Origin of the sequence: Streptomyces sp. NPDC059897 (assembly GCF_042730865.1) — a bacterium.
Taxonomy (GTDB): Bacteria; Actinomycetota; Actinomycetes; order Streptomycetales; family Streptomycetaceae; genus Streptomyces.
In genome coordinates this window covers 40,301-67,023 of the sequence record NZ_JBHWKQ010000037.1, presented here as the reverse complement: position 1 = coordinate 67,023, position 26,723 = coordinate 40,301, and the positions used below count along the sequence as shown (strand labels likewise).

Annotated in this window: 21 protein-coding genes; 11 read left to right on the top strand and 10 right to left on the bottom strand. The window is 71.0% G+C overall.

Annotation, left to right across the window (positions count from 1 at the left end; genetic code table 11):
- Nucleotides 1–43 precede the first annotated feature (43 nt).
- Together ACFV9W_RS30740 and alc are read left to right on the top strand one after the other, a co-directional pair.
- Nucleotides 44–1,039 carry a LysR substrate-binding domain-containing protein gene (locus tag ACFV9W_RS30740; protein ID WP_385767357.1) on the top strand — a complete coding sequence of 332 codons (996 nt, stop codon included), beginning with the start codon at nt 44–46 and terminating at the stop codon, nt 1,037–1,039.
- A 59-nt stretch (nt 1,040–1,098) separates the two neighbouring features.
- A complete protein-coding gene (gene alc / locus ACFV9W_RS30735) occupies nt 1,099–2,238 on the top strand; it encodes an allantoicase (protein ID WP_385767355.1) in 1,140 nt (379 codons plus the stop codon).
- 22 nt (nt 2,239–2,260) lie between these two features.
- Here alc and ACFV9W_RS30730 read toward each other — a convergent pair whose 3' ends face one another.
- Nucleotides 2,261–2,488 (bottom strand): DUF6332 family protein, encoded by a 228-nt coding sequence (locus tag ACFV9W_RS30730; RefSeq protein WP_385767352.1) that lies wholly within the window; start codon nt 2,486–2,488, stop codon nt 2,261–2,263.
- A 47-nt stretch (nt 2,489–2,535) separates the two neighbouring features.
- Entirely contained in the window at nt 2,536–5,109 is a 2,574-nt protein-coding gene (gene pepN / locus ACFV9W_RS30725; RefSeq protein WP_385767349.1) for an aminopeptidase N, read from the bottom strand.
- A gap of 104 nt (nt 5,110–5,213) precedes the next feature.
- Here pepN (ACFV9W_RS30725) and ACFV9W_RS30720 point away from each other — a divergent pair, with 104 nt between their 5' ends.
- Together ACFV9W_RS30720 and ACFV9W_RS30715 are read left to right on the top strand one after the other, a co-directional pair.
- A complete protein-coding gene (locus ACFV9W_RS30720; RefSeq protein WP_385767346.1) occupies nt 5,214–5,453 on the top strand; it encodes a ribbon-helix-helix protein, CopG family in 240 nt (79 codons plus the stop codon).
- Nucleotides 5,440–5,787: a type II toxin-antitoxin system PemK/MazF family toxin gene (locus tag ACFV9W_RS30715; RefSeq protein ID WP_385767343.1), complete on the top strand. Its 348-nt coding sequence runs from the start codon at nt 5,440–5,442 to the stop codon at nt 5,785–5,787. The genes ACFV9W_RS30720 and ACFV9W_RS30715 overlap by 14 nt, the downstream gene beginning before the upstream one ends.
- Nucleotides 5,788–5,844: 57 nt before the next feature.
- Here ACFV9W_RS30715 and ACFV9W_RS30710 read toward each other — a convergent pair whose 3' ends face one another.
- Nucleotides 5,845–6,864, bottom strand: a complete 1,020-nt coding sequence (locus ACFV9W_RS30710; protein ID WP_385767340.1) for an aspartate-semialdehyde dehydrogenase — start codon at nt 6,862–6,864, stop codon at nt 5,845–5,847.
- Between the two features lie 197 nt (nt 6,865–7,061).
- Here ACFV9W_RS30710 and ACFV9W_RS30705 point away from each other — a divergent pair, with 197 nt between their 5' ends.
- Together ACFV9W_RS30705 and ACFV9W_RS30700 are read left to right on the top strand one after the other, a co-directional pair.
- The gene (locus tag ACFV9W_RS30705; protein ID WP_385767338.1) at nt 7,062–7,577 is read left to right on the top strand and encodes a sigma-70 family RNA polymerase sigma factor; all 516 of its coding nucleotides are present in this window, start codon (nt 7,062–7,064) and stop codon (nt 7,575–7,577) included.
- Nucleotide 7,578: 1 nt separating this feature from the next.
- On the top strand, nt 7,579–8,265 hold the full coding sequence (locus tag ACFV9W_RS30700; protein ID WP_385767335.1) for a hypothetical protein: 687 nt from the start codon (nt 7,579–7,581) through the stop codon (nt 8,263–8,265).
- 1,019 nt (nt 8,266–9,284) lie between these two features.
- Here the strand turns inward: ACFV9W_RS30700 and ACFV9W_RS30695 are convergent.
- Entirely contained in the window at nt 9,285–12,602 is a 3,318-nt protein-coding gene (locus ACFV9W_RS30695; protein ID WP_385767333.1) for a S8 family serine peptidase, read from the bottom strand.
- Between the two features lie 214 nt (nt 12,603–12,816).
- Here ACFV9W_RS30695 and ACFV9W_RS30690 point away from each other — a divergent pair, with 214 nt between their 5' ends.
- The 3 genes from ACFV9W_RS30690 to ACFV9W_RS30680 all read left to right on the top strand — a co-directional run bounded on the left by ACFV9W_RS30690 (nt 12,817) and on the right by ACFV9W_RS30680 (nt 17,125).
- Nucleotides 12,817–13,266 carry an NUDIX hydrolase gene (locus tag ACFV9W_RS30690; RefSeq protein WP_385767330.1) on the top strand — a complete coding sequence of 150 codons (450 nt, stop codon included), beginning with the start codon at nt 12,817–12,819 and terminating at the stop codon, nt 13,264–13,266.
- Nucleotides 13,267–14,118: 852 nt separating this feature from the next.
- Nucleotides 14,119–15,885 carry a TIGR03767 family metallophosphoesterase gene (locus ACFV9W_RS30685; RefSeq protein ID WP_385767327.1) on the top strand — a complete coding sequence of 589 codons (1,767 nt, stop codon included), beginning with the start codon at nt 14,119–14,121 and terminating at the stop codon, nt 15,883–15,885.
- A 97-nt stretch (nt 15,886–15,982) separates the two neighbouring features.
- The gene (locus ACFV9W_RS30680; protein ID WP_385767325.1) at nt 15,983–17,125 is read left to right on the top strand and encodes a serine hydrolase domain-containing protein; all 1,143 of its coding nucleotides are present in this window, start codon (nt 15,983–15,985) and stop codon (nt 17,123–17,125) included.
- A gap of 9 nt (nt 17,126–17,134) precedes the next feature.
- Here ACFV9W_RS30680 and ACFV9W_RS30675 read toward each other — a convergent pair whose 3' ends face one another.
- Nucleotides 17,135–18,196 (bottom strand): hypothetical protein, encoded by a 1,062-nt coding sequence (locus ACFV9W_RS30675; protein WP_385767322.1) that lies wholly within the window; start codon nt 18,194–18,196, stop codon nt 17,135–17,137.
- A gap of 185 nt (nt 18,197–18,381) precedes the next feature.
- Entirely contained in the window at nt 18,382–20,967 is a 2,586-nt protein-coding gene (pepN, locus tag ACFV9W_RS30670; protein WP_385767319.1) for an aminopeptidase N, read from the bottom strand.
- A gap of 138 nt (nt 20,968–21,105) precedes the next feature.
- On the opposite strand from pepN (ACFV9W_RS30670), the gene ACFV9W_RS30665 reads away from it, so the two are divergent.
- Nucleotides 21,106–21,738: a DsbA family protein gene (locus ACFV9W_RS30665; RefSeq protein ID WP_385767316.1), complete on the top strand. Its 633-nt coding sequence runs from the start codon at nt 21,106–21,108 to the stop codon at nt 21,736–21,738.
- On the opposite strand, the gene ACFV9W_RS30660 is transcribed toward ACFV9W_RS30665, so the two are convergent.
- The 4 genes from ACFV9W_RS30660 to ACFV9W_RS30645 all read right to left on the bottom strand — a co-directional run bounded on the left by ACFV9W_RS30660 (nt 21,735) and on the right by ACFV9W_RS30645 (nt 25,830).
- The gene (locus ACFV9W_RS30660) at nt 21,735–21,956 is read right to left on the bottom strand and encodes a hypothetical protein (protein ID WP_385767313.1); all 222 of its coding nucleotides are present in this window, start codon (nt 21,954–21,956) and stop codon (nt 21,735–21,737) included. The genes ACFV9W_RS30665 and ACFV9W_RS30660 overlap by 4 nt on opposite strands.
- A 139-nt stretch (nt 21,957–22,095) precedes the next feature.
- Complete coding sequence (locus ACFV9W_RS30655) at nt 22,096–22,737, bottom strand: superoxide dismutase (RefSeq protein ID WP_267070450.1); 642 nt, start codon at nt 22,735–22,737, stop codon at nt 22,096–22,098.
- Nucleotides 22,738–22,888: 151 nt separating this feature from the next.
- Nucleotides 22,889–24,307, bottom strand: coding sequence for an amino acid permease (locus ACFV9W_RS30650; RefSeq protein ID WP_385767310.1), 1,419 nt, complete (start codon nt 24,305–24,307; stop codon nt 22,889–22,891).
- Between the two features lie 167 nt (nt 24,308–24,474).
- On the bottom strand, nt 24,475–25,830 hold the full coding sequence (locus ACFV9W_RS30645; protein WP_385767307.1) for an amino acid permease: 1,356 nt from the start codon (nt 25,828–25,830) through the stop codon (nt 24,475–24,477).
- Between the two features lie 304 nt (nt 25,831–26,134).
- On the opposite strand from ACFV9W_RS30645, the gene ACFV9W_RS30640 reads away from it, so the two are divergent.
- The gene (locus ACFV9W_RS30640; RefSeq protein ID WP_385767304.1) at nt 26,135–26,716 is read left to right on the top strand and encodes a biotin transporter BioY; all 582 of its coding nucleotides are present in this window, start codon (nt 26,135–26,137) and stop codon (nt 26,714–26,716) included.
- Nucleotides 26,717–26,723: the final 7 nt, after the last annotated feature.

The following is a 26,723-nucleotide window of genomic DNA, read 5'->3' as shown; positions in this document are numbered from 1 at the left end:
AGGGCAGCCTAGGGCCGTCGCGCGAGCGGATACGTTGTGGCGTATGAGCAGCAGTGAGAAGCGAGTGCCGGGGCCCGACCGGTGGGACGTGAAGAAGCTGGTGATCCTGCGCACCCTGCGGGAGTGCGGCACCGTCACCGCCACCGCGCAGACGCTGCTCATGACGCCGTCCGCCGTGTCGCAGCAGCTCACCAACCTCGCCAAGCAGCTCGGCGTGCCGCTCCTGGAGGCGCAGGGGCGGCGGGTGCGGCTCACCGACGCCGCGCACCTCGTGCTGCGGCACGCGGAGGCCGTGTTCGCCCAGCTGGAGCGCGCGGACGCCGAGCTGGCGCAGTGGGTGCACGGCGAGACGGGGACCGTGCGGGTCGCCGCGTTCTCCACCGCCGTGCCCGCGCTCGTGGTGCCCGCCGTGCGGCAGCTGCGCTCGGCGCATCCCGGCATCACCGTGCGGGTGCGGGAGGCGGAGGCCGGTGAGGCGTACGAACTGCTCGCCACCGGTGACGTGGACCTCGCCCTGTCCCTTGCCGCGCACGCGCCGACGCCCCGCGACCCCAAGTTCACGCGGGTGCCGCTGCTGGCCGACCCGCTGGACGTCGCCCTGCCGGTGGGGCATCCGCTGGCGGGTGAGCCGGGCCTGCGGCTCGCCGATCTCGCCGGTGAGCCGTGGATCTTCGGAGGGTCCGGGCCCTGGTCGGAGATCACGACGAACGCGTGCGAGGCCGCCGGATTCGTCCCGGAGCAGGCGCACAGCGCCGCCGGGTGGACCGCGATCCTCGCCATGGTCGAGGCCGGGATGGGGGTCGCGCTCGTGCCGCGGATGGCGGCGGCGCGCCGGGACGGCGTCGTGATGTGCCCGCTCGGCGCGGACCGTCCCGTACGGCACGTGGTCGCGGCCGTGCGGAAGGGCTCGGAGGAGGGGACGGCGGTGCGCAGGGTCCTGGAAGCGCTGACCGTTCAGGAAGACGTCCGGGAAGACGTTCAGGAAGACGTCCGGGAAGACGTTCAGGAAGACGTTCGGGAAAACGTTCAGGAAAACTGAAAGGCCACCTCGAAAACTTTCGATGGACCTGTCGGCGCGTCGCGCGCGACAGTGAGCCCATGACCCAGACGACGCCCGCCCAGGACACCCAGGACCAGGACCCGCACGCCAACGACGCCGCCCCCTACGGAGGCGGCGACCCGTACGCCGACTACCGCACCTTCGGTGACGCCGAGGCCTTCGCCGCCCTCGTCGACCTCGCCGACCGGCGGCTCGGCGGCGGTGTCATCGCCGCGAACGACGAGTTCTTCGCGATGCGCGAGAACCTGCTGCTCCGCCACCGCGCGGTGTTCGACCCGGAGCACTTCGGGCACAAGGGCAAGGTCATGGACGGCTGGGAGACCCGCAGGCGGAGGGGGACTGCGGACTCCCCGTTCCCGGCACCGGAGGAGCACGACTGGGCCATCGTCCGGCTCGGCGCGCCCGGCGTGATCCGCGGCGTGATCGTCGACACCGCCCACTTCCGCGGCAACTACCCGCAGAAGGTGAGCATCCAGGCGACGAACGTGGCCGGTTCGCCCGGCCCGGACGAGCTGCTCGCCGACGACGTGAAGTGGGAGGAGATCGTCCCGAAGAGCCAGGTCAAGGGCCACGCGGCGAACGCCTTCACCATCACGTCCGAGCGCCGCTACACGCACCTCCGCGTCTGCCAGCACCCCGACGGCGGCATCGCCCGCCTGCGCGTGCACGGCGAGGTCGTCCCGGACCCGGAGTGGCTGGACCTGCTCGGCACCTTCGACCTGGCGTCGGTGCTCAACGGCGGCGCCTACGAGGACGCGTCCGACAAGTTCTACTCGTCGCCGACGCAGATCATCCTGCCGGGCACGTCGCAGAAGATGGACGACGGCTGGGAGAACCGCCGTCGCCGCGTCCGCGGCACCAACGACTGGGTCCGCTTCCGCCTCGCCGCGCAGGGCACCATCCGCGCCGTCGAGATCGACACGGCGTACCTGAAGGGCAACTCGGCCGGCTGGATCGCGCTGAGCGGCCGTGACGGCGAGACCGGCGAGTGGTTCGAGATCATCCCGCGGACCAAGCTGCAGCCCGACACCCTGCACCGCTTCAAGCTCCCGAAGGAGGCCGTGGCCACCCACGTACGCCTCGACGCGTTCCCCGACGGGGGCGTGGCCCGGATGCGCGTGCACGGCAGCCTCACGGAGACGGGCCGCAAGGCGCTCCGCGACCGCTTCACGCAGTAACAGCCCGCACGGGCAAGGGACTTCACCGCCCGAGGCGGCGCTCCCGGTCGAACCGGCGCAGCACACGCACGATGTGTGCCACGCCGACGAGGCCGCCGAGCGTCGCCCCGTACGGCGTGAGCGGCACCGTGCAGACCGCGACGGCGACCAAGGTCACCACAGCGCCGATCACCGTGCCGCCCACCAACGCGTAGACGATCTCCACCGTCATCGCGTCCTTCTCCACCCGCGACTCCCGCCCGGCCCCCATGCGCCCAGTCTCACACGACAGGGGGCACGGGGACCGGGCTCGCGGCGTTACGCGTCCGCGTTCTGCGCCTTCAGAGCACGCTCCACGCCCGCCCGCGACTCCGACACCAGGCGGCGCAGCGCCGCGCTCGGCTCGGCCGACGACAGCCACGCGTCCGTCGCCGTCAGCGTCTCCTGGGACACCTGGATCGCCGGGTAGAGGCCGATCGCGATCTGCTGCGCCATCTCGTGGGAACGGGCGTCCCAGACGGACTTCAGCGCCGCGAAGTACTTCTCCGTGTACGGCGCGAGCAGTTCGCGCTGGTCGGTCTGGACGAAGCCGCCGATCACCGCCTCCTGCACCGCGTTCGGCAGCTTGTCGGAGTCGACGACCGAGGCCCACGCCTCCGCCTTCGCCTCCGGGGTCGGCCGCGCCGCGCGGGCACTGGCCGCGTGCCGCTCACCGGCCGCCGTCCTGTCCCGCTCGTACTCGGCCGCGATCTCCGCCTCGTCGTGCCGCCCGACCGCCGCGAGCCGCTGCACGAACGCCCAGCGCAGCTCGGTGTCGACGGCGAGGCCCTCGATCGTCTGCGACCCGTCGAGCAGGGCCTCCAGGAGGTCGAGCTGCTCCGGCGTACGGGCGCTCGCCGCGAACGCGCGGGCCCACGCCAGCTGGTGGTCGCTGCCCGCCTCGGCCGTCCGCAGGTGGGTGAGCGCCGCCTCGGTCCAGCGGGTCAGCAGCGCGTCACGGTGGGCGGGCGCCGCGTACAGGTCGACGGCGAGCTTCACCTGACGGTGCAGCGACTGCACGACGCCGATGTCGGACTCCTTGCCGACGCCGCTGAGCACCAAGTCCAGGTACGCGCTCGTCGACAGCTCGGCGTCGCGCGTCATGTCCCAGGCGGAGGCCCAGCACAGCGCCCGCGGCAGCGAGGCCTCGAAGTCGCCGAGGTGCTGCGTGACGAAGGCCAGGGACTCCTCGTCGAGGCGGACCTTCGCGTACGACAGGTCGTCGTCGTTGAGCAGGATCACCGCGGGGCGGCGCTTGCCGATCAGGTCGGGGACCAGCGTCGACTCGGTTGCCGTGACGTCGAGTTCGACGCGCTCGCCGCGCAGCAGCTTGCCGCTGTCGTCGTCGAGGTCGTAGAAGCCGATCGCGATCCGGTGCGGGCGCAGCGTCGCCTCGCCCTTGGCGCCCTCGGGCAGCGCCGGGGCCTCCTGGCGGACGGCGAACGAGGTGATGACGCCGTTCGCGTCGGTCTCGATCTCCGGGCGCAGGACGTTGATCCCGGCCGTCTCCAGCCACGCCTTCGACCAGGACTTAAGGTCGCGCCCACTGGTCTCCTCAAGGGCGCCGAGCAGGTCGGAGAGGCGCGTGTTCCCGAACGCGTGGCGCTTGAAGTACGCCTGCACGCCCTGGAAGAACTCGTCCATGCCGACGTATGCGACGAGCTGCTTGAGGACGCTCGCGCCCTTCGCGTACGTGATGCCGTCGAAGTTGACGAGCACGTCGTCGAGGTCGCTGATGTCCGCCATGATCGGGTGCGTGGACGGCAGTTGGTCCTGCCGGTACGCCCACGTCTTCATCTGGTTGGCGAACGTCGTCCACGAGTGCGGCCACTTCGAGCCCGGCGCGTACGCCTGGCAGGCGGCCTCGGCGAACGTCGCGAACGACTCGTTCAGCCACAGGTCGTTCCACCACTCCATGGTGACCAGGTCGCCGAACCACATGTGGGCCAGCTCGTGCAGGATCGTCGCCGCCCGCACCTCGTACGCGGCGTCGGTCACCTTCGACCGGAACACGTACTGGTCGCGGATGGTGACGGCGCCCGCGTTCTCCATCGCGCCCGCGTTGAACTCGGGCACGAAGAGCTGGTCGTACTTGGCGAAGGGGTACGCGTAGTCGAACTTCTCCTGGAACCAGTCGAAGCCCTGCCGCGTCACCTCGAAGATCGCGTCCGAGTCGAGGAACTCGGCGAGCGACGGCCGGCAGTAGATGCCGAGCGGCACGGACTGGCCCGTCTCCGCGTTCTCGTACGAGGAGTGGACGCTGTGGTACGGACCGACGATCAGCGCCGTGATGTACGTCGAGATGCGCGGTGTCGGCTCGAACGCCCAGACGTCGTCCTTCGGCTCCGGCGTCGGCGAGTTGGAGATCACGGTCCAGCCGCTCGGCGCCTTCACCGTGAACTGGAACGTGCCCTTGAGGTCCGGCTGCTCGAACGACGCGAACACGCGCCGCGCGTCCGGGACCTCGAACTGCGTGTAGAGATAGGCCTGTTCGTCGACCGGGTCGACGAAGCGGTGCAGGCCCTCACCCGTGTTCGTGTACGCGCAGTCGGCGACGACCTTCAGCTCGTTCGGCCCCGCCTCCAGGTGCTTCAGCGCGATCCGCGAGTCCCGGAACACGGCGGCGACATCGAGCGAACGGCCATTGAGCACCACCTCGTGCACGGCGTCGGCGATGAGATCGATGAACGTCGCGGCGCCCGCCTCCGCGCTGTCGAAGCGCACGGTGGTCGCCGACCGGAACGTGCCGCCCTCCTGTGCGCCGGAGAGGTCGAGATCGATCTCGTACGAGTCAACGGTGAGCAGCTTCGCCCGCTGCTGCGCCTCGGTGCGGGTGAGGTTGGTTCCAGGCACGGGGCCATCTCCTCGTCGGGTGTGCGATGGGTCACGAATGAGGTCATCCTTGCACGAAGGCGTGATGACGTTCGGGTGGGATTTCGAGTGGGAAGACTCGTAACATGGCGAATGTGAGATTGAGTATCAGCCTGCCGGAGGAACAGGTCGAGTTCCTCGACAAGTACGTGGGCGACGGCGAGACGCCGACGCGGTCCGCAGCCATACAGGAGGCGGTCAAGCTGTTGCAGGAAGCCGCACTCGAGTCCGACTACCTCGCGGCCTGGGACGAGTGGTACGCGAGCGGGGACGCGGAACTATGGGAACAGACGGTGGGGGACGGGCTCGACGATGAGACGCGGTGACATCTACCTGGCAGACCTCGACCCCGTTCGGGGCAGTGAGGCCAACAAGGTCCGCCCTGTGATCCTGGTGACGAATGATGCTGCCAACCGCATGGCCGAGCGGGCCGGGCGCGGGGTCCTCACGGTCGTCCCGCTCACCAGCAATGTCACCCATGTCTGGCCGTTCCAGGTACTCCTCGACGCCGACGAGTGCGGCCTGCGGCAGGCGTCCAAAGCCCAGTGCGAACAGATCAGGGCTGCTGACGTGAGCCGGATCGGCAAACACATCGGCAGTGTGCCTCCGCAGGCCATGCGGGCCATCGACACGGCTCTGCGCCGACAACTGGCGATCTGACGCGCGAGGGGCGGCCACCGGAACCCGGTGACCGCCCCTGCATCGGCGTAAAGCGACTTACTTGGCGGACAGCTCCCGCGCCACCAGCTCCGCGATCTGCACCGCGTTCAGCGCGGCGCCCTTGCGGAGGTTGTCGTTGGAGATGAACAGCGCCAGGCCGTTCTCCAGCGTCTCGTCGTTACGGATGCGGCCCACGTACGACGCGTCCTTGCCGGCCGCCTGCAGCGGCGTCGGGATGTCGGACAGCTCGACACCGGGGGCCGAGCCGAGGATCTCGGCGGCGCGCTCCGGGCTGATCGGGCGGGCGAAACGGGCGTTGACCTGCAGCGAGTGGCCGGAGAAGACCGGGACACGCACGCAGGTGCCCGAGACCTTCAGCTCCGGGATCTCCAGGATCTTGCGGGACTCGTTGCGGAGCTTCTGCTCCTCGTCCGTCTCGTTCAGACCGTCGTCGACGATCGCGCCGGCCATGGGCAGGACATTGAAGGCGATGGGGCGGGCGTACACGTCCGGCTCCGGGAAGTCGACGGCCTCGCCGTCGTGCGTCAGCTTGTCGGCCTCCGCGATCACCTTCTGCGCCTGGCCGTGCAGCTCGGCCACGCCCGCGAGACCAGAACCGGACACCGCCTGGTACGTGGCGACGGTCAGGGCCTCCAGGCCCGCCTCGGCGTGCAGCGGACGCAGGACCGGCATCGCGGCCATCGTCGTGCAGTTCGGGTTCGCGATGATGCCCTTGGGGCGGTTCGCGATCGCGTGCGGGTTGACCTCGGAGACGACGAGGGGGACCTCGGGGTCCTTGCGCCAGGCCGAGGAGTTGTCGATCACGACGGGGCCCTGGGCGGCGACCTTCTCGGCGAGGGCCTTGGAGGTGGCGCCACCGGCGGAGAACAGGACGATGTCGAGCCCGCTGTAGTCGGCCGTCGACGCGTCCTCGACCGTCACGCCGTCGAGCACCGAGCCCGCGCTGCGGGCCGACGCGAACAGGCGCAGCTCGTCGACCGGGAAGTCCCGCTCGACGAGGATCTTGCGCATGACCGTGCCGACCTGACCGGTGGCTCCGACGATTCCGACCTTCACAGGGTCCTCCGTGATTTTCGTGCAAGCGGCCATCCGGCCTGGCGGGTGTGTCCATGATGCGTCTGTCCAGGCCCGCCTTGTCCAATCCATTGTCCAGGGTCCGGGACGGTATGGCACTGGCCACAGTTTCGAGCGCCCCCGGCGAACGTTTCCGGCTCCTTTGGCGTCGTAGGGCGTACGCGGGGAGGGGAGGCGCAGTGCTGCGCAGAAAACCGAGGGGCCGGCCGGACGACCCCCTGGAGGCGGCCGTCGAGGACCGGGTGCGGGCCGTGCTGTCGCTCGGCGGGGTGCCGTACGCGGACCTGCCGGACGGGGTGCAGCAGGTGCGCCTGCGGTTGCTGGAGCGGGCCGCGAAGGGCCAGGAGGCGCCCCGCGACGTCTCGGCCTGGGCGGCGGTCGTCGCCTCGAACCTCGCCATGGACTGGCACCGGGCGCGGCGCCGCCAGGAACGTCTCGGCGAGCGGCTCGCCGCGCTGCGCCAGGAGGACACCCGGGATGCGGCCGACACCCGCGTCCTGTCGATGGCGGTGGCCCAGGGCCTCGACCAGCTGCCCGACGAGCAGCGGCAGGTCGTGGTGCTGCGCTTCTACGCGGATCTCCCGGTCCGGGACATCGCGGCGGAGCTGGGCGTGCCCCAGGGCACCGTCAAGAGCCGCCTGCACACGGCGGTGCGGATGCTGCGGGTGCGGCTGCGCGAAGGGGAGGTGGTGTGACGTGAACGACGCCGAGTACGAGGACAGGCTGCTGATGCTGGCCGTGACCGGGGAGCCGCTGCCTGCCGACGACCCCGACGCGGCGGCGGTCGCGGCGGATGTCGCGCTGCTGCGGGAACAGGTGCGGGGGCTCGGCGACGCGCTGGCGTCCCGCCCGGACCCGGCGCCGGTGCCGTCACCGGTGCCGGTACGCAGGCGCCGCCCGCTGCGGCTCGCCTTCGGCGGGCTCGTCGCGGCGTGCGCGGTGTCCGTCTTCGGGGGCCTCGTCTGGCTCGGGGTGAGCGCGCCGGGCGGCGGCGGGGACGCGGCGGGCTCGGCGGACGACAAGGCGGTGGCCCAGGACGGCGGAAAGTCCGCCGCCTCCTCGCAGGCGATGCGCATCGCGTGCTCGCGGATCCTGGTGGAGGGCCGGGTGACCAGCATCACGCCGCGTGCCGACGGCGACGTACGGGTCGTCCTCGACGTCGAACGCTCCTACCGCCCCGAGCGATCGGTCCCGTCCCTGACGCTGACCCTCGACGGCACGGCCGAACGGGACCTGCGCCCCGGCACGTACACGCTGATCCGGGTGCCGGTACACCCGGCTGACCGCCAGGACTGGACCACGGGCCGCGCCGTGACGGAGGCCCGCGCGGACATCCTCCGCTCCCTCCCGGAGTCCCGGGGGCTACGGTGCGATGCGCCTTGAGGCGCGGGTGGGGTGAGGCGGCGGATGGTGGGCGGACCACTGGCTGGGCGGGTTATCGGCTGGGCGGGCTGCCGACTGGGTGGGTTTTCGGCTGGGCGGACTACCGGCGGCGCAGACCGACAGCTCTGCGCGGGCACTGGCGCTGCGCAGGCACCGGGGCTGCGCAGGCACCTGTCCGTGCGTCGGCACCTGTGGGTGCGCCGGTACCCGGCAGTGCGCCGGTCCCCGGTCCGGCGCCGGTGTCCCACCGTGTGCAGTCACCCGGCCTTCGCCGGTATCCCGCCCATCTCCCACCCACCCGCCCCCTCCGGGGGCTCCAGCCCCGGAGGGGTCCCGGTAGTCACCACGCAGCGCCGGACACCACGGCGCCGTGCCTCGAGCACGACCGGCGCCGCGTCCCGTCGAGACCTCAGGGACCCGTGCCGCTCACGGACGACGCAGACCTCAAGCCGTCGGTGCCGTTCATGGGCGACGCAGACCTCAAGCTGTCGGTGCCGCGCACCGGTTGCCGCCGCCACCCCGTCCGGGGCGATGCCCCCCCGGGAGGGGGCGGGTGGTGGGATGTGAGCGGGGGCCGGGCGAGGGCCGTAGGGGCCATGGCCTGCGGGTGGGCGGGGCGCTCGGGCCTTGGCGACGGGCGTGGCAATGGGCCCCTGCAACGGCTTGGGCAATCAAGCCCCTGCGACAGGTAGGCCAATCAAGCCCCTGCGGCGATTGAGCAGCGGGGTCCGGGGCGGAGCCCCGATCTTTGAAGGCCGGCTCGCGGGGCCGGAGGCAGAGGCCCGGCGCCGGTCCGGCAATTTCAGCCCCGCCGGCGATTGAGGCGCGGGGTCCGGGGCAGAGCCCCGAGGCCGCAACGCCGGTGCGGCAGAAACAGCCCCCGCCGCAACCACCGTGCCGCGAACCAGGCCGGCCAGGGCCGCGCCCCGAGGCCGTAACGACGGTTCCGTAGGACCGGGCCCGCGCGGAAGGGCGGTCACCCGCAGGTGACCGCCCCCCACACCAGGTCCAGCCGGAGGCTACGGCGTGACCTTCTCCAGCTTCACGCTGCCGACCCCCGCGACAACGCCCCGCTCATTGAGCAACCGCACCTCACCGAAGAACTCCCGCCCCTCGGGCGCCGCGGCCGCCGCGACGACCTGCGCGGAGACGGACGCCGAGGCCCCCGTCGCCAGCGAGACCGTCTTCGACTCGTCGACCTTCACCGTGCCGAGGGACGGCGCGAAGAAGACGTCGACGTAGTCGTACTCGGTCGACCCGGACGGCACCGAGTACCCGTCGACCCGCACCGTGTACGTACCGGCGGCCGGCTTCGCGACACTCACGGACTCCTCGGAGTCACCGTCGGCCGAGGACCCGACGACCTTGCCGTCCTTGTCGAGGACCGTGAGGTCGAGGTCGGCGGCCTGGTCGGACACGTTGCCGATCGTGACGTCGAGCTTGTCGGCACCCTCGGGAACCTCGACGGTCGACGTCTGCGACGCCCCGTCCGCGATGGCAGGCCGCGTCGTCTTCGAGGAGCCGAGCGCCCCGCCCTGCAGCTTGCCGCCGTTGATGGCCGCGAACTTGTTCGCCACCTTCCACGAGACGTCGGCGGGCGTGCCCACCTTCGCCTCGGGCAGCGTCTGCACCGCCGGGTCGAAGTCCGCGCCGAGCACGGCGACGTCGAGCGCGTACGGGTTGTCGAGCAGCGGCGACGTACGCCGCGCCTCGACCTCGATCTCCCAGACACCGGCCTGCGGGGCGTCGTACGAGCGCAGGTCGGGACGGCAGCCGTTGCCCGAACCGTCCCCGTAGTTCGGGTAGCAGTTCGGCGTCGACGTCGTGTCGACCGGAACGCCGTACGGGTGGATGGAGATGAACCGGGTCTGGCTCTTCGCCGCGAGCCCGCCCATCCGCACCTCGAGCGACTTCGCGCCCTCGGGCACCGTCACGAAGTACGACTTCACGCTGTTGCGCTGCACCGAACCCTTCGCGGCGAACGTGTACTTGACCGGCGACGCGACGACGGCCGTCGCCATGATCTGCTGGTCGACGCCCTCCGTCTTCGGGTCGTCGACGCGCAGGATCGCGCTGCGCAGCCCCGCGGCGGACGGCTTCGCCTGCACCTTCACGGTGACCGGCTTGTTCAGCGGCAGCGACACCGTGCTGGAGCCGACGATCGAGAACGTGTCACCGGAGTTGTTCTTCAGCGACAGCTTGTGCGCGACGGCCTTCGCAGAGCCCGACGTACGCGTGACAGTGACCTCGTACGTCTTCTTCTGCCCGGCCTTGAGCCCGCCCTCGCGGTCGTAGATGCCGGTGCCGAAGCCCGGCGTCTTCAGCGCGGAGTCGAGCGCGGTGTCGACCGGCGCCTTCACCGTGTACGTCCGGTCGCTCGGCCGGTCCTCGATGGAGTCCCACGCGTCGACGATGTCGATGAGGCCCGTGCCCTCCGCGTACGCCTGCTCGCCCGGGATGTGCTTCGCGGTCGAGGTCAGCGCGGTGCGCAGCTTCGCCGGGGTCAGCGACACCTTCTGCTGCTTGGCCGCCGAGATCAGCAGCGCGCTCGCGCCCGCCGCCTGCGGCGAGGCCATCGAGGTGCCCTGGAGCATCGAGTAGCCGGCGGGAAGCGCGTAGCCGGCCTCCGGGGTCGGGCCGCCCGGCAGCCAGGTCTGGGTGGAGTTGATGGAGGCGCCTGGGGCCGAGATGAGCGGCGCGAAGCCGCCGTCCTCACGCGGACCGCGCGAGGAGAACGGCATCATCGCGTACGACTTCTCCACCTTGGAGCCGTAGTTGGAGGCCCAGGTCTCCTTGGAGATGGAGGCGCCGACGGACAGCACCTTGTCCGCGAGACCGGGGTCGCCGATGGTGTTGGCGCCGGGGCCCGAGTTGCCCGCCGAGATCACCAGCTGCACGCCGTACTGGTCGATGAGGCGGGTGTAGAGCAGCGCGCGGGCGTTGGCGCCGTCGTTCAGCGCGGGCAGGCCGCCGATCGACATGTTGACGATGTCGACGCCGCGCTTCGTCACGAGGTCGATCATGCCCTCGGTGAGCGCGACGTTGGTGCAGCCGCCGGTCCAGGTGCAGGCCCGCGAGGAGACCAGCTTGGCGCCGGGCGCGGCACCGTTCATGTTCTTGTTGCCGAACAGGGAGTTGGCCGCGGTGATGCCCGCGACGTGCGTGCCGTGCTCGGACTCGATGACGCCGATGTTGACGAAATCGGCCTTCTTGCCGACCCAGTCGCCGCCGTACGGGTCCATCGGGACGTCCCCCCGGACCTCGACGACGAACGGCTGGCGCTCGACGACGTCGGTGGACGGGTTGTCCTTGCCGAAGTAGCCGACCTGGTGGCCGTCCTTGTACGGCTTCATCGGGGTGTCGTCGGTGAAGTCGCCGTTGTCGTTGAGGTCGACGGTCGCCGTGCCCTTGGCGGCGTCGTACAGCACGCCCCACTTGTCGGTGGTGTCGCCGTCCCGGTTCGCGTCGCCCTTGGCGTCGCCGCCTGCCGTCACGGACTCGGCGAAGGTGCTGATCCCGTACGAGCCGGAAGCGGCCTTGTACGTGCGGCCGTTGTACGTGAACGTGGGGCCGCTCACCTTCGTGACCATCGGCCGCCACGTCGCGTCGCCGTCGACGATCGGGTCGGTCGCGGTGACCCAGTCGACGATCTTGCGCTCGCCGGTCGTGGTCTTCTGCAGCGCCGGGTGGCCGAGGTCGACGCCCGAGTCGAGGATGCCGATGGTGGTGCCGCGGCCGTCCGCCTTCGGGTGCTGCTTCACGAAGTCGACGGCGCCCGTCTCGAAGGACGGGTTGTACGGGTTCTTGGCGGGGGTGTCCTTGCCGGGCCCGCTGTACGAGCCGGTGGCCTTGGCGGCGGTGCCCTTCGCGCCCTTGGCGGCGTCGGCGGCCGGCCGCGGGTCGTCGAGCTTGATCTCCTGGCGCAGGTCGATGCCGCGCACGGAGCCGAGCTTCTCCGCGGACTCGATGGCGGACTCGGCGCGGCCGGTCGGCACGGTCGCCCGGACGTAGCCGAGCTTGTCGTAGGTGCGGCCCACGGAGCCGCCCTTGACGGCGTCGAGCTGGTCGGCGACCTGCTCGGTCTGGCCGGGGGTGGTCGCGACCATCATGGTCACGTTCTTCTTGCCGTCCGCCTTGGCGTCGGCGAGGAGTTCGGCGTCGTGCGCGCCGAGCTTGTCGCTCGCGGACTTCGGGGTCGGGGCGGGGTCCGCGTCCGCGGCGAAGGCCATGGGTATCGGCCCGGCCGCGGTGAGCGCGGCCACGAGGCCCGCGGCCGCCGTGAGCCGGGCCGCGCGTCTCGCGCCGGATATGGGGGCGCGTTGGGGATCGGTGGTCATCTGCATCCCTGTACGTAAAAGGTGAAAGGAATCCGGATTTCGGTGCCGGATGACCGCTCAGCTTTACGCAAGTGACCACAGTTTGGGGAGAGTTGCCCGAGCCGGGAACTCGCCATGGCGTACTTCCGCCATGCGTCATCCCGCCCAAACCGTGACGGGACCGGCAAGGCGCGTTACTCCTGCACCGGGGCGCGGATGCCTCTAGCGTCGGGGGATGAACAAAGAGCTGAGGGTGGCGGCCTACGCGGTGTGCGTCCGGGAGGGACGGGTGTTGCTGGCCCGCTGGGTCGCGGGGGACGGGAGCAAGCGGTGGACCCTGCCGGGCGGTGGCATGGACCACGGCGAGGACCCGTACGACACGGTGATCCGGGAGGTCGACGAGGAGACGGGGTACGTCGTCGAACCGGTCGCGCTGCTCGGCGTCCACTCGGTGCTGCGCCGCTATCCGCGCAAGCTCGGCAAGGTGGCGGATTTCCACGGGCTGCGGCTCGTGTACGAAGGGGTGGTCACCGGGGGTGCACTCCGCCACGAGGAGAACGGCTCGACGGACATGGCGGCGTGGCACGACCTCGCGGCGGTCGAGGACCTTCCGCGGGTGGAACTGGTCGACGTAGGCATGACGCTGTGGCGCACCCGCCCACCCTCGGGCCACGCCCCGTCGTGACGCCACCCGTCCCTGGCGGGGCCGCAATTGCCGCACCGGCGTTGCGCCTTCGGGGCTCCGCCCCGGACCCCGCGAGTCTCGTCCCAGAGCGGGGCTTGATCTACCTGCCCGCACCGCCCCACATGGCCCCGTTCCCCGCCCAATTTCCCACCCACCCGCCCCCTCCGGGGGCGTCGGCCCCACGGGGTGTCGGGTGCCGCCCCGCCGTGGGCAACCCGCCGCCGGAAGGGCTCCCCACCCCTTGCGGTCGACCGCCCCCGCCATGGGCAACCCGCCGCCGGAACGGCCCCCCGCCCGTTGCGGTCGGCCGCAACCGCCTTGGGCAATCTGCCGCCGGAACGGCCCCCCGCCCGTTGCGGTCGGCCGCAACCGCCTTGGGCAACCCGCAGCCGGAAGGGCCCCCCGCCCCTTGCGGTCGGCCGCAACCGCCTTGGGCAATCTGCCGCCTTGGGCGGCAGGGTGGGCAAGGCGGCGCACGGTGCCGCGCACCCATGACGACGGGCGCCGACCCCGGCAAGTGCCCCGCCCCCCGGTGCCGCGCGACAGGGACGACGGGCGCCGCCCCGGCAAGGCCCCGGCCCCCGGTGCCGCGCGACAGGGACGACGAGCCCCGCCCCCTTCCCCGGAAGATGAACACGGCGTGACCGCCGGGGCGCCCCGGGCCCACCCTCGTGTGACGATGCGGCACTCCCACGACCGGGCCTAGATCCACGTACGTGATCGGCGGCGCCCGTTGCGTCGCCGTTCACGCGCAGGTCATCCCCGCTGCCAACGATCCAGTACGGAAGGGCGGTCCGACCGGACCGGCCCGGCCGTCACTGTCGACGCGTTCGCACTCGGGGAGACCGCGCCATGCCGCGCATACGCTCTGTCACCACAGCCGCCGCAGAGATCGACCGCCGCGCATTCCTGACCGCGACCGGCGCGGTGACCCTCTCTGCCGGTATCGGATACGCCCTGGGCCCGGGCGGCGAGACCCGCGCCGCCGCCCACCAGGCCGCCGCCCCGGCACGGGCGATGTCCCGCGAGGCCCCGGCCGCCCCCCTCGCCCCGTACACCCGCGGCACCACCCTCGCCGCGGTCGCGGCCGGCGCCGCGGGCTCCGGCTACCGGCGCCTGGGCGACGGACCGGCCTGGGACCGCGTCGTCCGCACCGAACTCGGCTCCGCCCACGACGGCCGCACGGCCAAGCGAACGCCGCTCGCCGCGTTCGTCCAGTTCACCGACCTGCACCTGGTCGACGTCCAACACCCCCTGCGCTACGAGTATCTGCGCTCGCAGACCGCGAGCGCCTGGCGCCCGCAGGAGGCGCTGAGCGTCGCCGGAGCCGTCGCCCTCGTGGAACGGGTGAACGCCCTGCGCGGCGCACCCGTCACCGCATCCCCGCTGCACTTCGTGATGACGACGGGCGACAACACCGACAACAACGCCCGCTCCGAACTCGACTGGTTCCTCAAGGCGATGAGCGGCGGCCGCATCAGCCCCAACACCGGCGACCCCCGCCACTACGAAGGCGTCCAGAACAGCGGGCTTCCGCTCTACTGGCAGCCGGACGACGCCTTCCGGGACGCCGACAAGCGGGACCACGGCTTCCCCCGCATCCCCGGCTTCCTGGACGCGGCCATCGACGAGCTGCGCAGCCCCGGCCTGAACCTCCCCTGGTACTCCACGGTCGGCAACCACGACTCGCTGCCCGGCGGCTGCTACGCCCCCGCGGACCCGTACTTCGCCGAGTTCGCGGTGGGCGACCGCAAGCTGATGGACCTGGACACCGCCACCGGCAAAGCGATCTGGGACAACGTGCAGAGCGGCGGCGACCCGAAGGGCGCGGCGTTCAAGGAACTGCTCGTCTCGCACAAGCGGAAGATGCGCCGGGTCACGCCCGACGAGGCACGCGCCCCGTTCACCCCGGCCGAGTACGTCGCGGCCCACCTCGACCCCGCCCACATGGGCCCCGGACCGATCGGCCACGGCTACACCCAGGCCAACCTGGCCGACGCGACGCAGCACTACGTGTTCCGGATCTCCGACGACGTCCTCGGCATCAGCCTCGACACGACGGACCCGGCCGGCCACTACGAGGGCTCGATCGGCACGTCCCAACTTGACTGGCTGAAGCGCGAACTGAAGGCCGCCGAGCGACGCGGCGACCACGTCCTCGTGTTCTCGCACCACACGTCCAAGACGATGCGCAACCTCCGCGAGGACCCGGCCCGCCGGGGCGAGAAGCGGCACGGCGGCGAGGAGCTGACCGCCCTGCTCGCCGCCCACCGCCCCGTCCTCGCCTGGGTGAACGGCCACAGTCACAAGAACGACATCACGCCACATCCGGGCGCCGACGGCGGCACCGGCTTCTGGGAGATCTCCACCGCGTCGCACGTCGACTTCCCGCAGCTCGCCCGCATCATCGAGGTCGCCGACAACCGCGACGGCACGCTGTCCGTCTTCACGACGCTCATCGAGTCCTCGGCCCCGCACCGCACCGACTTCACGGACCTCACGCAGACCGGCCTGGCCGCCCTCTACCGCGAGCTCTCCTTCAACGCACCCGGCTCCCGCGCCACCCTCTCCGGCACCCCGGCCGACCGCAACACCGAGCTCGTGCTGCGGAAGGGCTGAATCAGACCCAACCGGCCGACACCGGCTCAACTCCCGCGCCCACCACCGAAGTCCCTTCGGCCGAACGCGACACACGGCACGGCAACGGAGGAGACACATGCTGAAGCGCACGGCCCTGCTGGGTGCGGCGACGGTACTGGCGCTCACGACGGGCGCCCTCGCCACCCCGGCGCTGGCATCGGGACCGGCCCACGACGGCCACCGCGCCACCCAGCGGGCCCTGGACGCCGCCGTCCGCGAGGGTGTCCCGGGCGCCACCGCCCAGGTTCGCGACAACGGCCGTACCTGGAAAGGAACTTCGGGCGTCGGCAATCTCGCCACCCACAAGCCGCGCGGCGCCCACGACCACTACCGCGTCGGCTCCGTCACCAAGACGTTCGTCGCCACGGTCCTCCTGCAGCTGCAGGCCGAAGGGGAGCTCGACCTCGACGACAGCATCGAGCACTGGCTGCCCGGCCTCGTCACCGGCGACGGATACGACGCCGACCGCATCACCCTGCGCCACCTGCTCAACCACACCAGCGGCATCGCCGACTTCCTGGAGGACGAGCGGTTCTACGAGGAGTACATGACCAAGAACTTCCTCGACCACCGCGACGACACCTTCGCGCCGGAGGACCTCGTACGCGTCGGCGTGCGCAACAAGGCGCGCTTCGACCCGGGAGGCGGGTGGGACTACTCCAACACCAACTACACGCTCGCCGCCATGGTCATCGAGAAGGCGACCGGCCACCCCTACGGGGACGAGATCGAACGCCGGATCATCGAGCCCCTGGGCCTGCACGCCACGAAGGTCCCCGGCACCGACCCGCGCATGCCGCGCCCCGCCTCCCGGGCGTACTCCAAGCTGCGCGACAGCGCCGGGCCCACGTACGAGGTCACCGAGTTCAATCCGAGCGGCTCCTTCGGATCCGGCGAGATGATCTCCGACTCCGCCGACCTGAACCGCTTCTACACCGCCCTGATCCGCGGCGAGCTCCTGCCGCCCGAGCAGATGAAGGAGATGCGGACCACGGCGCCGGGCGGCACCCATGGCCCCGACTCCGCCTACGGACTCGGCCTGCAGCGCTGGAAGCTGGAGTGCGGCACGGTCGTGTGGGGCCACGGCGGCGGTATCCACGGTTCGGAGTCGCTCGCCTTGACGACGCCCGACGGCAGCCACTCCCTCGCCCTCAACTTCAACGGCGACTGGGCGGGCGACATGACGAAGGTGGCCCTGGCGGAGTTCTGCCCGAAGTAGTCCACCGGCTCACCTGGGCAGGACCACGACGTACGCCGCCGGGTCCCGGTCCCCGGAGGCCATCAGCGCGGTCCGCACGATGGCGGCCTGCTGCTCGGCCGACTCGCGCAGCTTCTTCGGGGCGATGTGGACGACCGTGATCCCGAGCCGCTCCAGGTGCTCGCGCTTGCGGGCGTGCTCGCTCCAGAACGGGCCGTCGTCCTGCCGAATGCCCGGGCGCGGCGAGCGGGTGTCCAGCTCCAGGGCGACGGAGTGGTCGGGCCAGAACGCGTCGACGCCGCCGAGGTGCGGGCCGCCGGGCAGCCGCAGATCCACGTTCCACACGGGGTCGGGCAGCCCGTGCTCGCGCACCATCGCGTACAGCCGGTCCTCGGCGATGGTGCGCCCCTCGGCGAGCAGCGAGTCGACGGCGTCGACGACGTACGGCCTGGTCAGCAGCCGTGCCTGCGACAACTCCCGGACGATGACGGCGGGTTCGCAATGTCCGCCCCGCACGGCCTCGGTGAGCAGTCGCCGCACGGCGCCCGCGTCGGACAGCTGGGCCACCGCGTCGGCGAGGGCCCGCGGCACGGGCACGACGGGAACTCCCGCCAGTTGTACGGGAGTCGGCAGCCCGGTCGTCCGGTTCAGCCGCGCGAAGGAGGTGGAGCGCAGCCGGCGGGTGCGCGGGACGAGGACGTCGATGCGGTCGAGGGAGGCCAGCGGGGGAGCGGCGGAGAAGCCGTGCAGCGCGAGGGCGGCGAGGCCGGTGACCATGGTGTCGGTGTACGGCGCGCGGTCGGGGGTGTGCTGCGCGGGCACTCCGTCCGGGCGTCCGCGCCGTTCGGGGGCCCGCCCCGAGTACAGCAGCACGGCGTGCAGCCGCTCCTCGTCGCTGGGCGGGCCGGGGTGCAACAGGTATACGCCTGGCAGCAGTTGTTGCCAGGCGCCACCGGCCCGGCACTGCTCGGCCACGGCGGCGGCGCCCACGCCGTGCGCCTTCAACTGTGCGGCGCTCATCAGCTGCCGCTGGTTCTGGGTGAGGTGGCGCAGGGGGCGGGGGGAGAGCGGGGCGGGGGTGTTCTGGTTCATGACCGGGCCATTCCCGCCCCGTAACCCCCGCCTAACCGCTGTTACACCCCCGTAGGAAACTCCGGACATCCCTGCCCTAAAGCTCCCGCCCCAACCTGCCGAAAAACGCTGGCGAGCGCCGGGTTACGGCCCCGAATGCCAGCATTTGGTAACACCACCGAACTCGGGCAATCCGCTGCCCCCGGCTACCTGGCCGCCGCCACGTCACACGCCTGCCCGCGCAGCGACCGCGCCAAGTCGTCCCGCGCCTCGAGCACGAGCCGCCGCAGTGCAGGCGCCGCCTGCTCATGCCCGGACAGCCACGCGTCCGTGGCCTCCAGCGTCGCCTGCGAGTCCTGCAACCCGGGGAACAGTCCCCGCACCACATCCATCCCGATCTGGATCGACCGCTCGCCCCACACCCGCTCGATCACCGCGAAGTACTTCTCCGCGTACCCCGCGGTGAGCGCCCGCTGGGACGGCTGCTGGAACCCCGAAATCGTCGCCTCCACCAGCGCGTTGCTGAGCGCGTCCGACTCCACGACCTGCGCCCAGGCCTGTGCCTTCACGGCCTCCGAAGGCCGCGCCGCGAGGCACCGCACCTGGTGCCGCTTGCCGGAGGCGGTGTCGTCGCGCGCCAGCTCCGCCGCGAGCACGGACTCGTCCGCGACCCCGTACGTCGAGAGCGTCTCGAGGAACGCCCACCGCAGCTCCTGGTCGACGTCCAGACCGTCGATCTTCGCGCCACCGGAAACGTCCAACAGGCCCCGCAGCAGCTGCAGATCGGCCTCGCTGGAGGCGACCGCGCCGAAGAACCGCGCCCACGTCAGCTGATGCTGGCTCCCCGGCTCCGCGATCCGCAGCTCCTTGAGCGCGCCCTCGGCGAGCAGCCGCCCGCCGGTCTCGCGCCACTCGGGCGCCGCGTAGTGCACGAGCGCGGAGCGCGCCCACGCGTGCAGCATCTGGAGCACGCCGATGTCCGACTCGCGGCCCGCGAACCGCAGGACGAGGTCGATGAAGTCCCGCGCCGGCATCAGCGCGTCCCGCGTCGCGTTCCACAGCGCCGACCAGCACAGTGCCCGCGCCAGTGGGTCGGAGATGTCCCCGAGGTGGTTCCGCAGCGTCGCGAGGGAGCCCTCGTCGAAGCGGATCTTGCAGTACGTGAGGTCGTCGTCGTTGACCAGGACCAGCTCGGGGGCCTCGGCCCCTGCCAGCTCTCCGACGACCGTCCGCGGCCCGTCGACGTCCACCTCGGCGCGCGCGTACCGCTCGACCGCCCCGCCGGCCGCACGCCGGTACAGGCCCACGGCCACCCGGTGCGGGCGCAGTTCGGGGTGTGAAGCGGCCGCCTCCTGCACCACCGCCAGCTCGGTGATCCGCCCCTCGGCGTTCAACGTGACCTGCGGAGTGAGGGAGTTGACGCCCGCGGTCTGCAGCCAGGACCGGGACCAGGCGGCGAGGTCGCGCCCGCTCGTCTCCTCCAGGGCGGACAGCAGGTCGCCCAGCTCCGTGTTCCCGTACGCGTGCCGCTTGAAGTATCGGCGGGCGCCCTCGAGGAACGCGTCCCGGCCCACGTACGCGACGAGCTGCTTCAGCACCGAGGCGCCCTTGGCGTACGTGATGCCGTCGAAGTTGAGCTTCGCGTCCTCCAGGTCCCGGATGTCGGCCGTGATCGGATGCGTGCTCGGCAGCTGGTCCGCCCGGTACGCCCACGACTTCCGGTTGTTGGCGAAGGTGATCCAGCCGTCCGTGAACCGCGTCGCCTCCACCATCGAGAACGCGCCCATGAAGTCCGCGAAGGACTCCTTCAGCCACAGGTCGTCCCACCAGCGCATGGTCACGAGGTCGCCGAACCACATGTGGGCCATCTCGTGGAGGATCACGTTCGCGCGCCGCTCGTAGGACGCCTGCGTGACCTTGCCGCGGAAGATGAACTCCTCGCGGAACGTGACCATTCCGGGGTTCTCCATGGCGCCGAGGTTGTACTCGGGCACGAAGGCCTGGTCGTACTTCCCGAAGGGGTACGGGTAGTCGAAGTTGTCGTGGAAGAAGTCGAGGCCCTGCTTGGTGACGGTGAAGACGTCATCGGCGTCGAAGTACGGGGCGAGCCCCTTGCGGCACATCGCGCCGAGCGGCACGACGAGCTTCGAGCCGTCGTCGAAGGACCGCTCGTACGTGTCCGTCACGTAGTGGTACGGGCCGGCGACGACCGCCGTGATGTACGTCGAGATCGGCTTGGTCTCGGCGAACTGCCAGACGCCGTCGACCAGTTCGCCGACTCCGTTGGACCACGCGGTCCAGCCCTCGGGCGCCTGCACGCTGAACCGGTACGGCGCCTTCAGGTCGGGCTGCTCGAAGTTCGCGAACACCCGGCGCGCGTCGGCCGGCTCGTACTGCGTGTAGAGGTAGACCTCGCCGTCCTCGGGGTCGACGAAGCGGTGCATGCCCTCGCCGGTGCGCGAGTAGGCGCACTGGGCGTCGACCACCAGTTCGTTGTCCGCCGCCAGGCTCTCCAGCTGGATGCGGTTGCCGTCGAACACGGCCGCCGGGTCCAGGTCCTCGCCGTTCAGCGAAACGGCCGTCACGGACGGGGCGATCAGGTCGACGAACGTGCTCGCCCCCGCCTCGTTCGACCGGAACCGGATCGTGGTCACGGAGCGGAAGGTGCGCGGCCCCTCGCCCGCGAACTCGCCGACCGCGGAGCGCAGGTCGAGCGCCACCTCGTACCCGTCGACGGACAGCAGTCCCGCCCGCTCGCGGGCCTCGTCGCGGGACAGATTCTCACCGGGCACGGCGGCACTCCTTTGTGACGTAACTGTTCAGCCGCCTACGATCCTCGCACGCGGCTGTGACACCGGACATCGGGGAATGGACCGGGCACGGGCCGTGTTGCCGCAGCCGAGACCACCCGGTGAACCTTGAGGAGAGCCATGTCCGAGAAGACCCCTGTCGACTTCTGGTTCGACCCCCTGTGCCCCTGGGCCTGGATGACCTCGCGCTGGGTCCTGGAGGTCGAGAAGGTCCGCGACATCAAGGTCCGCTGGCACGTGATGAGCCTGGCGGTGCTCAACGAGCCGCGTCTCGACGAGCTGCCGGAGGAGTACCAGGAGATGATGCGCGTCCAGGCCTGGGGCCCGGTCCGCGTCGTCATCGCCGCGCAGCAGGAGCACGGCGCGGAGGTCCTCGGTGACCTCTACACCGCGCTCGGCACCCGTATCCACAACCGCGGCGAGGGCCCCACGAAGGAGGCCGTCGCCGGTGCCCTGGAGGAGGTCGGCCTGCCCGCCTCGCTCCTCGACCACTGGGACGGCACGAAGTACGAGGAGGAGCTCCGGGCCTCCCACAAGGAGGGCATCGACCTGGTCGGCCAGGACGTCGGCACGCCGGTCATCGCGGTGCCGGGCGCCGATGGCAACCAGATCGCCTTCTTCGGCCCCGTCGTCACCCCGGCCCCCAAGGGCGAGGAGGCGGCCAAGCTCTGGGACGGCACGCTCCTGGTCGCCTCGGTCCCGGGCTTCTACGAGATCAAGCGCACGCGCACGGTGGGCCCGATCTTCGACTAGCCCTCCTCGGGAGGCGGCAGGGTGTAGGTCCTGGCCGCCTGCCAGCGGTGCCGCAGGGTGCGGCAGTCCTTCTTGGTGCACTTCCAGTACGCGTGGCTCTCCGCACTCGTCAGCTCCGGCTCCTTCGTGCGGAGCCACTCCTCTTGGGTCTTCGTGAGGTGCGTGTGCTCCTCGTAGGAGCCGCACCCCGCGCAGCTCAGGTTCTGCGTGAACGCCATGCCCTTACGTTCCTCCGGAACCACCCCTACCGACAGGCCCCCGCGAGTCACATCCTCGCGGGGGCCTGTCGTTTCCACCGCCCGCCGGCGTGAAGGCTGAGAAGACGATCACGAGGCGGGACGCATCACGCGGTGCCGGTCAGGGCACCAGCAGCAGGTTGTACGCCCGCTCCTTCGCGGCCGCGTACCGCTTGGCCACGTCCTGCCAGTTGACGACCCGCCACATCGCCTCGATGAAGTCGACCTTCTGGTTCTTGTACTGCAGGTAGAACGCGTGCTCCCAGGCGTCGAAGACGAGGATCGGGGTCGAGCCCTGTCCGACGTTGCCCTGGTGGTCGTAGATCTGCTCCACGATGAGCCGCCCGCTCACCGGCTCGTACGCGAGGACACCCCAGCCCGACCCCTGGGTCGTCGCCGCGGCCTTCGTCAGTTGCGCCTTGAACCCGGCGAAGGAGCCGAAGGACTCCGTCAGCGCGTCCGCGAGCTCGCCCACGCCGTCCGCCGCGAGGGGCTCGCCGCCGCCGTCGCCCGTCATGTTGTGCCAGTAGATGCTGTGCAGGATGTGGCCGGAGAGGTGGAAGGCCAGGTTCTTCTCCAGGCCGTTGATGGAGCCCCACTGTTCCTTGTCGCGGGCCTCGGCCAGCTGCTCCAGGGTGTCGTTCGCGCCCTTCACGTACGCCGCGTGGTGCTTGTCGTGGTGCAGCTCGATGATCTGCGGGTTGATGACCGGCTCAAGCGCCGCGTAGTCGTACGGAAGCTCAGGAAGCGTGTACGTGGCCATGTCTCTCCGTGCCCTCCGACTGCTTATTGCAACTCTATTGCAAGTGCAGGCTAACAGCAGGAGTGTCGGTCGCAACGGGCGGGCACAACGAAAGGGCCCCCGGACCAAGTGGTCCGGGGGCCCTTCGCGTTGAGCGGTGAACGGGGTGGCGCTACTTCTTCTCTGCCATCTTCTGCCGCGCGTAGCCGACCGCCGCGAGGATGACCGCCAGGCCGCCCGAGAAGTACAGCTGGATCCGCGTGTCGTGCTCGCGGGCCATCAGGACGAAGACGGCGACCATGCCGACGAGCGCGATGATCGTCAGGTAGGGGTACGCCCACATCTTCACGACGAGCTTCTCCGGCGCCTCGCGCTCCAGCTTGCGGCGCAGCACCAGCTGCGAGACGGCGATGAAGAACCAGACGACGAGGATGATCGCGCCGATGGTGTTGAGCAGCCAGGCGAAGACGTCGTCCGGGCGCCAGTAGCTGAGCAGCACGCACACGAAGCCGAAGACGGCCGACATCAGGACGGCGACGCGCGGCACTCCGTTGGTGATCCGGCCGATGACCTTCGGGCCCATGCCGCGGGCGACCAGCGAAGAGGCCATGCGCGAGGCGCCGTAGATGTTGGCGTTCATGGCGGAGAGCAGGGCGACGAGGATGACCACGTTCATGATCTGGCCGGCCGCGGGGACGCCCAGGTGGTCGAGCGTGGCGACGTAGGGGCCCTTGGTCGGGATCTCCTTCGCCGTCCAGGGCAGCAGGACCACGACGACCGCCATGGACCCGACGTAGAAGAGGGCGATGCGCCACATCGCGGTGCGGACCGCCTTCGCGACGCCCTGGATCGGGTGCTCCGACTCGGCGGCGGCGATCGTCACCGTCTCCAGACCGCCGTACGCGAAGACCGAGGCAAGCAGGCCGACGATCAACCCCTCCGTGCCGTTCGGCATGAAGCCGCCGTGGCCGGTGAGGTTGGACATGCCGGGGGCCTCGACGTCGGGCAGCACACCGAGGATCGCCAGGACGCCGATGACGAGGAAGAGGACGATCGCGCCGACCTTGAGGGCGGCGAACCAGAACTCGAACTCACCGAAGTTCTTCACGGCCGACAGGTTCGTGACCGTGAACAGCAGCATGAAGAGGGCCACCCAGGCCCACTCCGGAACCCCCGGCACCCAGGCGTGCACGATGCCGGCCGCGCCGATGCCCTCCAGACCGACGGCCACGCAGAGCAGGAACCAGAAGGACCAGCCGGCCGTGAATCCGGCCCACGGCCCGATGCCCCGCTCGGCGTGCACCGAGAAGGAGCCGGAGGCCGGGTACGCGGCGGCCATCTCGCCCAGCATGCGCATCACGAGCATGACGAGCGCGCCGGATATCGCGTAGGCGAGGATGATCGACGGGCCGGCCGCGGCGATCGCGGTGCCGGAGCCCACGAAGAGGCCGGCGCCGATCACGCCGCCCAGCGCGATCATGGAAAGATGGCGCTGCTTGAGGCCGTGCGACAGCGACGGCTCGGCCGGCTCCTGTCCCTCCGGCCGCGCGTCCGCACTCTCTGCTGTGGACTGCGCTGAGTTCCCAGACATGGGTGTGCCCTGTTCAGTAGCGGTGACGGTCCTGGCGTAAACGGTGCGTAAAACTGCCACAGTGTCAGTGCTGGGCCCGCTCACAGGGAATAGGTTTCCGGAATACGGACACGACGCTCACACGCGGCGACGATCATGTCGACGTACGGTGAACGTCCGGGCACCGTTCAGTCACGCCGCGCGCGCAACTCCCGTACGCCCGCGACCGCGAGGACGAGCAGCGTCGCCCCGGTCGACCACATCAGCTGCGGCCGCGCCGTGTCGTCGGTCAGCATCAGGCCGAAGACCGCGGCCATCGCGGCGATCGCCACCCACGTCAGGTAGGGGAACGCCCACATCCGCAGCACGAGGCGCTCCGGGGTCTCCTGCTCGATGCGCCGCCGCAGGCGCAGCTGCGACACGGCGATCAGCGCCCACACGAACAGCAGCACCGCGCCGACCGAGTTGAGCATGTAGAGGAAGATCGTGTCGGGCCACTCCAGGTTGAGCAGGACCGAGACGAAGCCGAAGGCCACCGACGCCAGGACCGCGCGGCGCGGCACCCCGCCACCGCTCACCTTCAGCAGCGACTTCGGCGCCTCGTCGCGCTCGGCCAGCGAGAAGATCATGCGCGAGGAGCCGTACAGGTTGGCGTTCAGCGCCGAGAGCAGCGCCACGAACACCACGATGTTCATGATCTGCGCCGCCGACGGCACGCCGATCGAGTCGAGCACGGTGACGTACGGGCTGATCCCCGCCTTCTGCTCCGTCCAGGGCAGCACGGTCACGATGACCAGCATCGACCCGACGTAGAAGAACAGGATCCGGTACACCGCGCTGCGCACCGCGCGCGCCACCGAGCGGGCCGGGTCCTCGGACTCGGCGGCCGCGATCGTCACGACCTCCAGGCCGCCGAACGCGAAGACCACCGCGAGCACTCCGGAGACGACGCCCTGCCAGCCGTGCGGCAGGAACCCGCCGTCCCCGGTCAGATGAGTGAGGCCGACCGGATCGGTGTCCGGCAGCAGGCCGAAGATCGCCAGCGTGCCGAGCACCAGGAACGCGATGATCGCGAAGACCTTGAGGGCCGCGAACCAGAACTCGAACTCGCCGAAGTTCTTCACCGCCGTCAGGTTGGCGACGGTGAACACGACCATGAAGAGCAGCACCCACGCCCACTGCGGGACGCCCGGCACCCAGCCGTTCGCGATCTGTGCCGCGCCCGTCGCCTCGACGGCGAGCACCACCACGAGCATGAACCAGTAGAGCCAGCCGGCACTGAACCCGGCCCACCGGCCGAGCGCCCGCTCCGCGTGCACCGAGAAGGACCCGGACGCGGGCATCGCGGCGGACATCTCGCCGAGCATCCGCATCACCAGCATCGCGAGCGCGCCCGCGATCAGGTACGAGACGACGATGCCGGGCCCCGCGACCGCGATACCGGCACCCGAGCCGACGAACAGACCCGCGCCGATGACCCCGCCGAGGCCGAGCATCGTGAGGTGGCGCTGCTTCAGCCCGGCGGAGAGTGGTTCTTCTTGCATGGGGCTTCAGCCGATCTCGGGTGGTGCGGGTGCGCGTGTGCACGCGGGCGCGCGGTTTGGCGGGAACCTACAGTCTCCCGGTCGAGCGGCCCCGCGCGCAAAACGGACTACGCTGCGGCCGCCCCCAGTGACGAGCATCACCTTGTACGGGGTGTACGCGCCGTTGTTTGTTCAGAGCCCACCAACACGGCGTGGGCCCCTTTGTCGACCGGCGACCGTGATCGGCCCAACTCCCTTGGGATAGCGTCACACAGTCCCTGCCCCTGCCCGACCGCAAGGTCCTCCAACTGAACGCGGAGTCCCCATGAGCACCGCCGTTGTCACGACCGCCCGTCCGGGCAAGGTCCTGGCCGACCTCCTCCCCGCCTCCCGCGCCAAGAACATCGCCCTGGTCGTCGGCGGCGCCGCCCTCACCGGCATCGCCGCGCAGATCGCGATCCCGGTCCCCGGCTCGCCCGTGCCGGTCACCGGTCAGACCTTCGCCGCGCTGCTCGTCGGCACCGCGCTCGGCGCCCGCCGCGGCTTCCTCGCGCTCGCCGTGTACGCGCTCGCGGGCATGGCCGGCGTGCCGTGGTTCGCGGAGGGCGGCTCCGGCATGGCGACGGCCTCGTTCGGCTACGTCATCGGCCTGATGCTGGCCTCCGCCGCGGTCGGCGCGCTCGCCCGGCGCGGCGGCGACCGCTCGATGCTGCGCACCGCGGGAACGTTCGTCCTCGGTGAGGCCATCATCTACGCCGTCGGCGTGCCGTACCTGGCTCTGTCCACCGGCATGGGCCTCACGGCCGCGATCGCCGCGGGCCTCACGCCGTTCCTCATCGGCGACGTCCTGAAGGCGGCCCTGGCGATGGGCGCGCTGCCCACCGCCTGGAAGCTCGCCGACAAGTAGGCCGCCT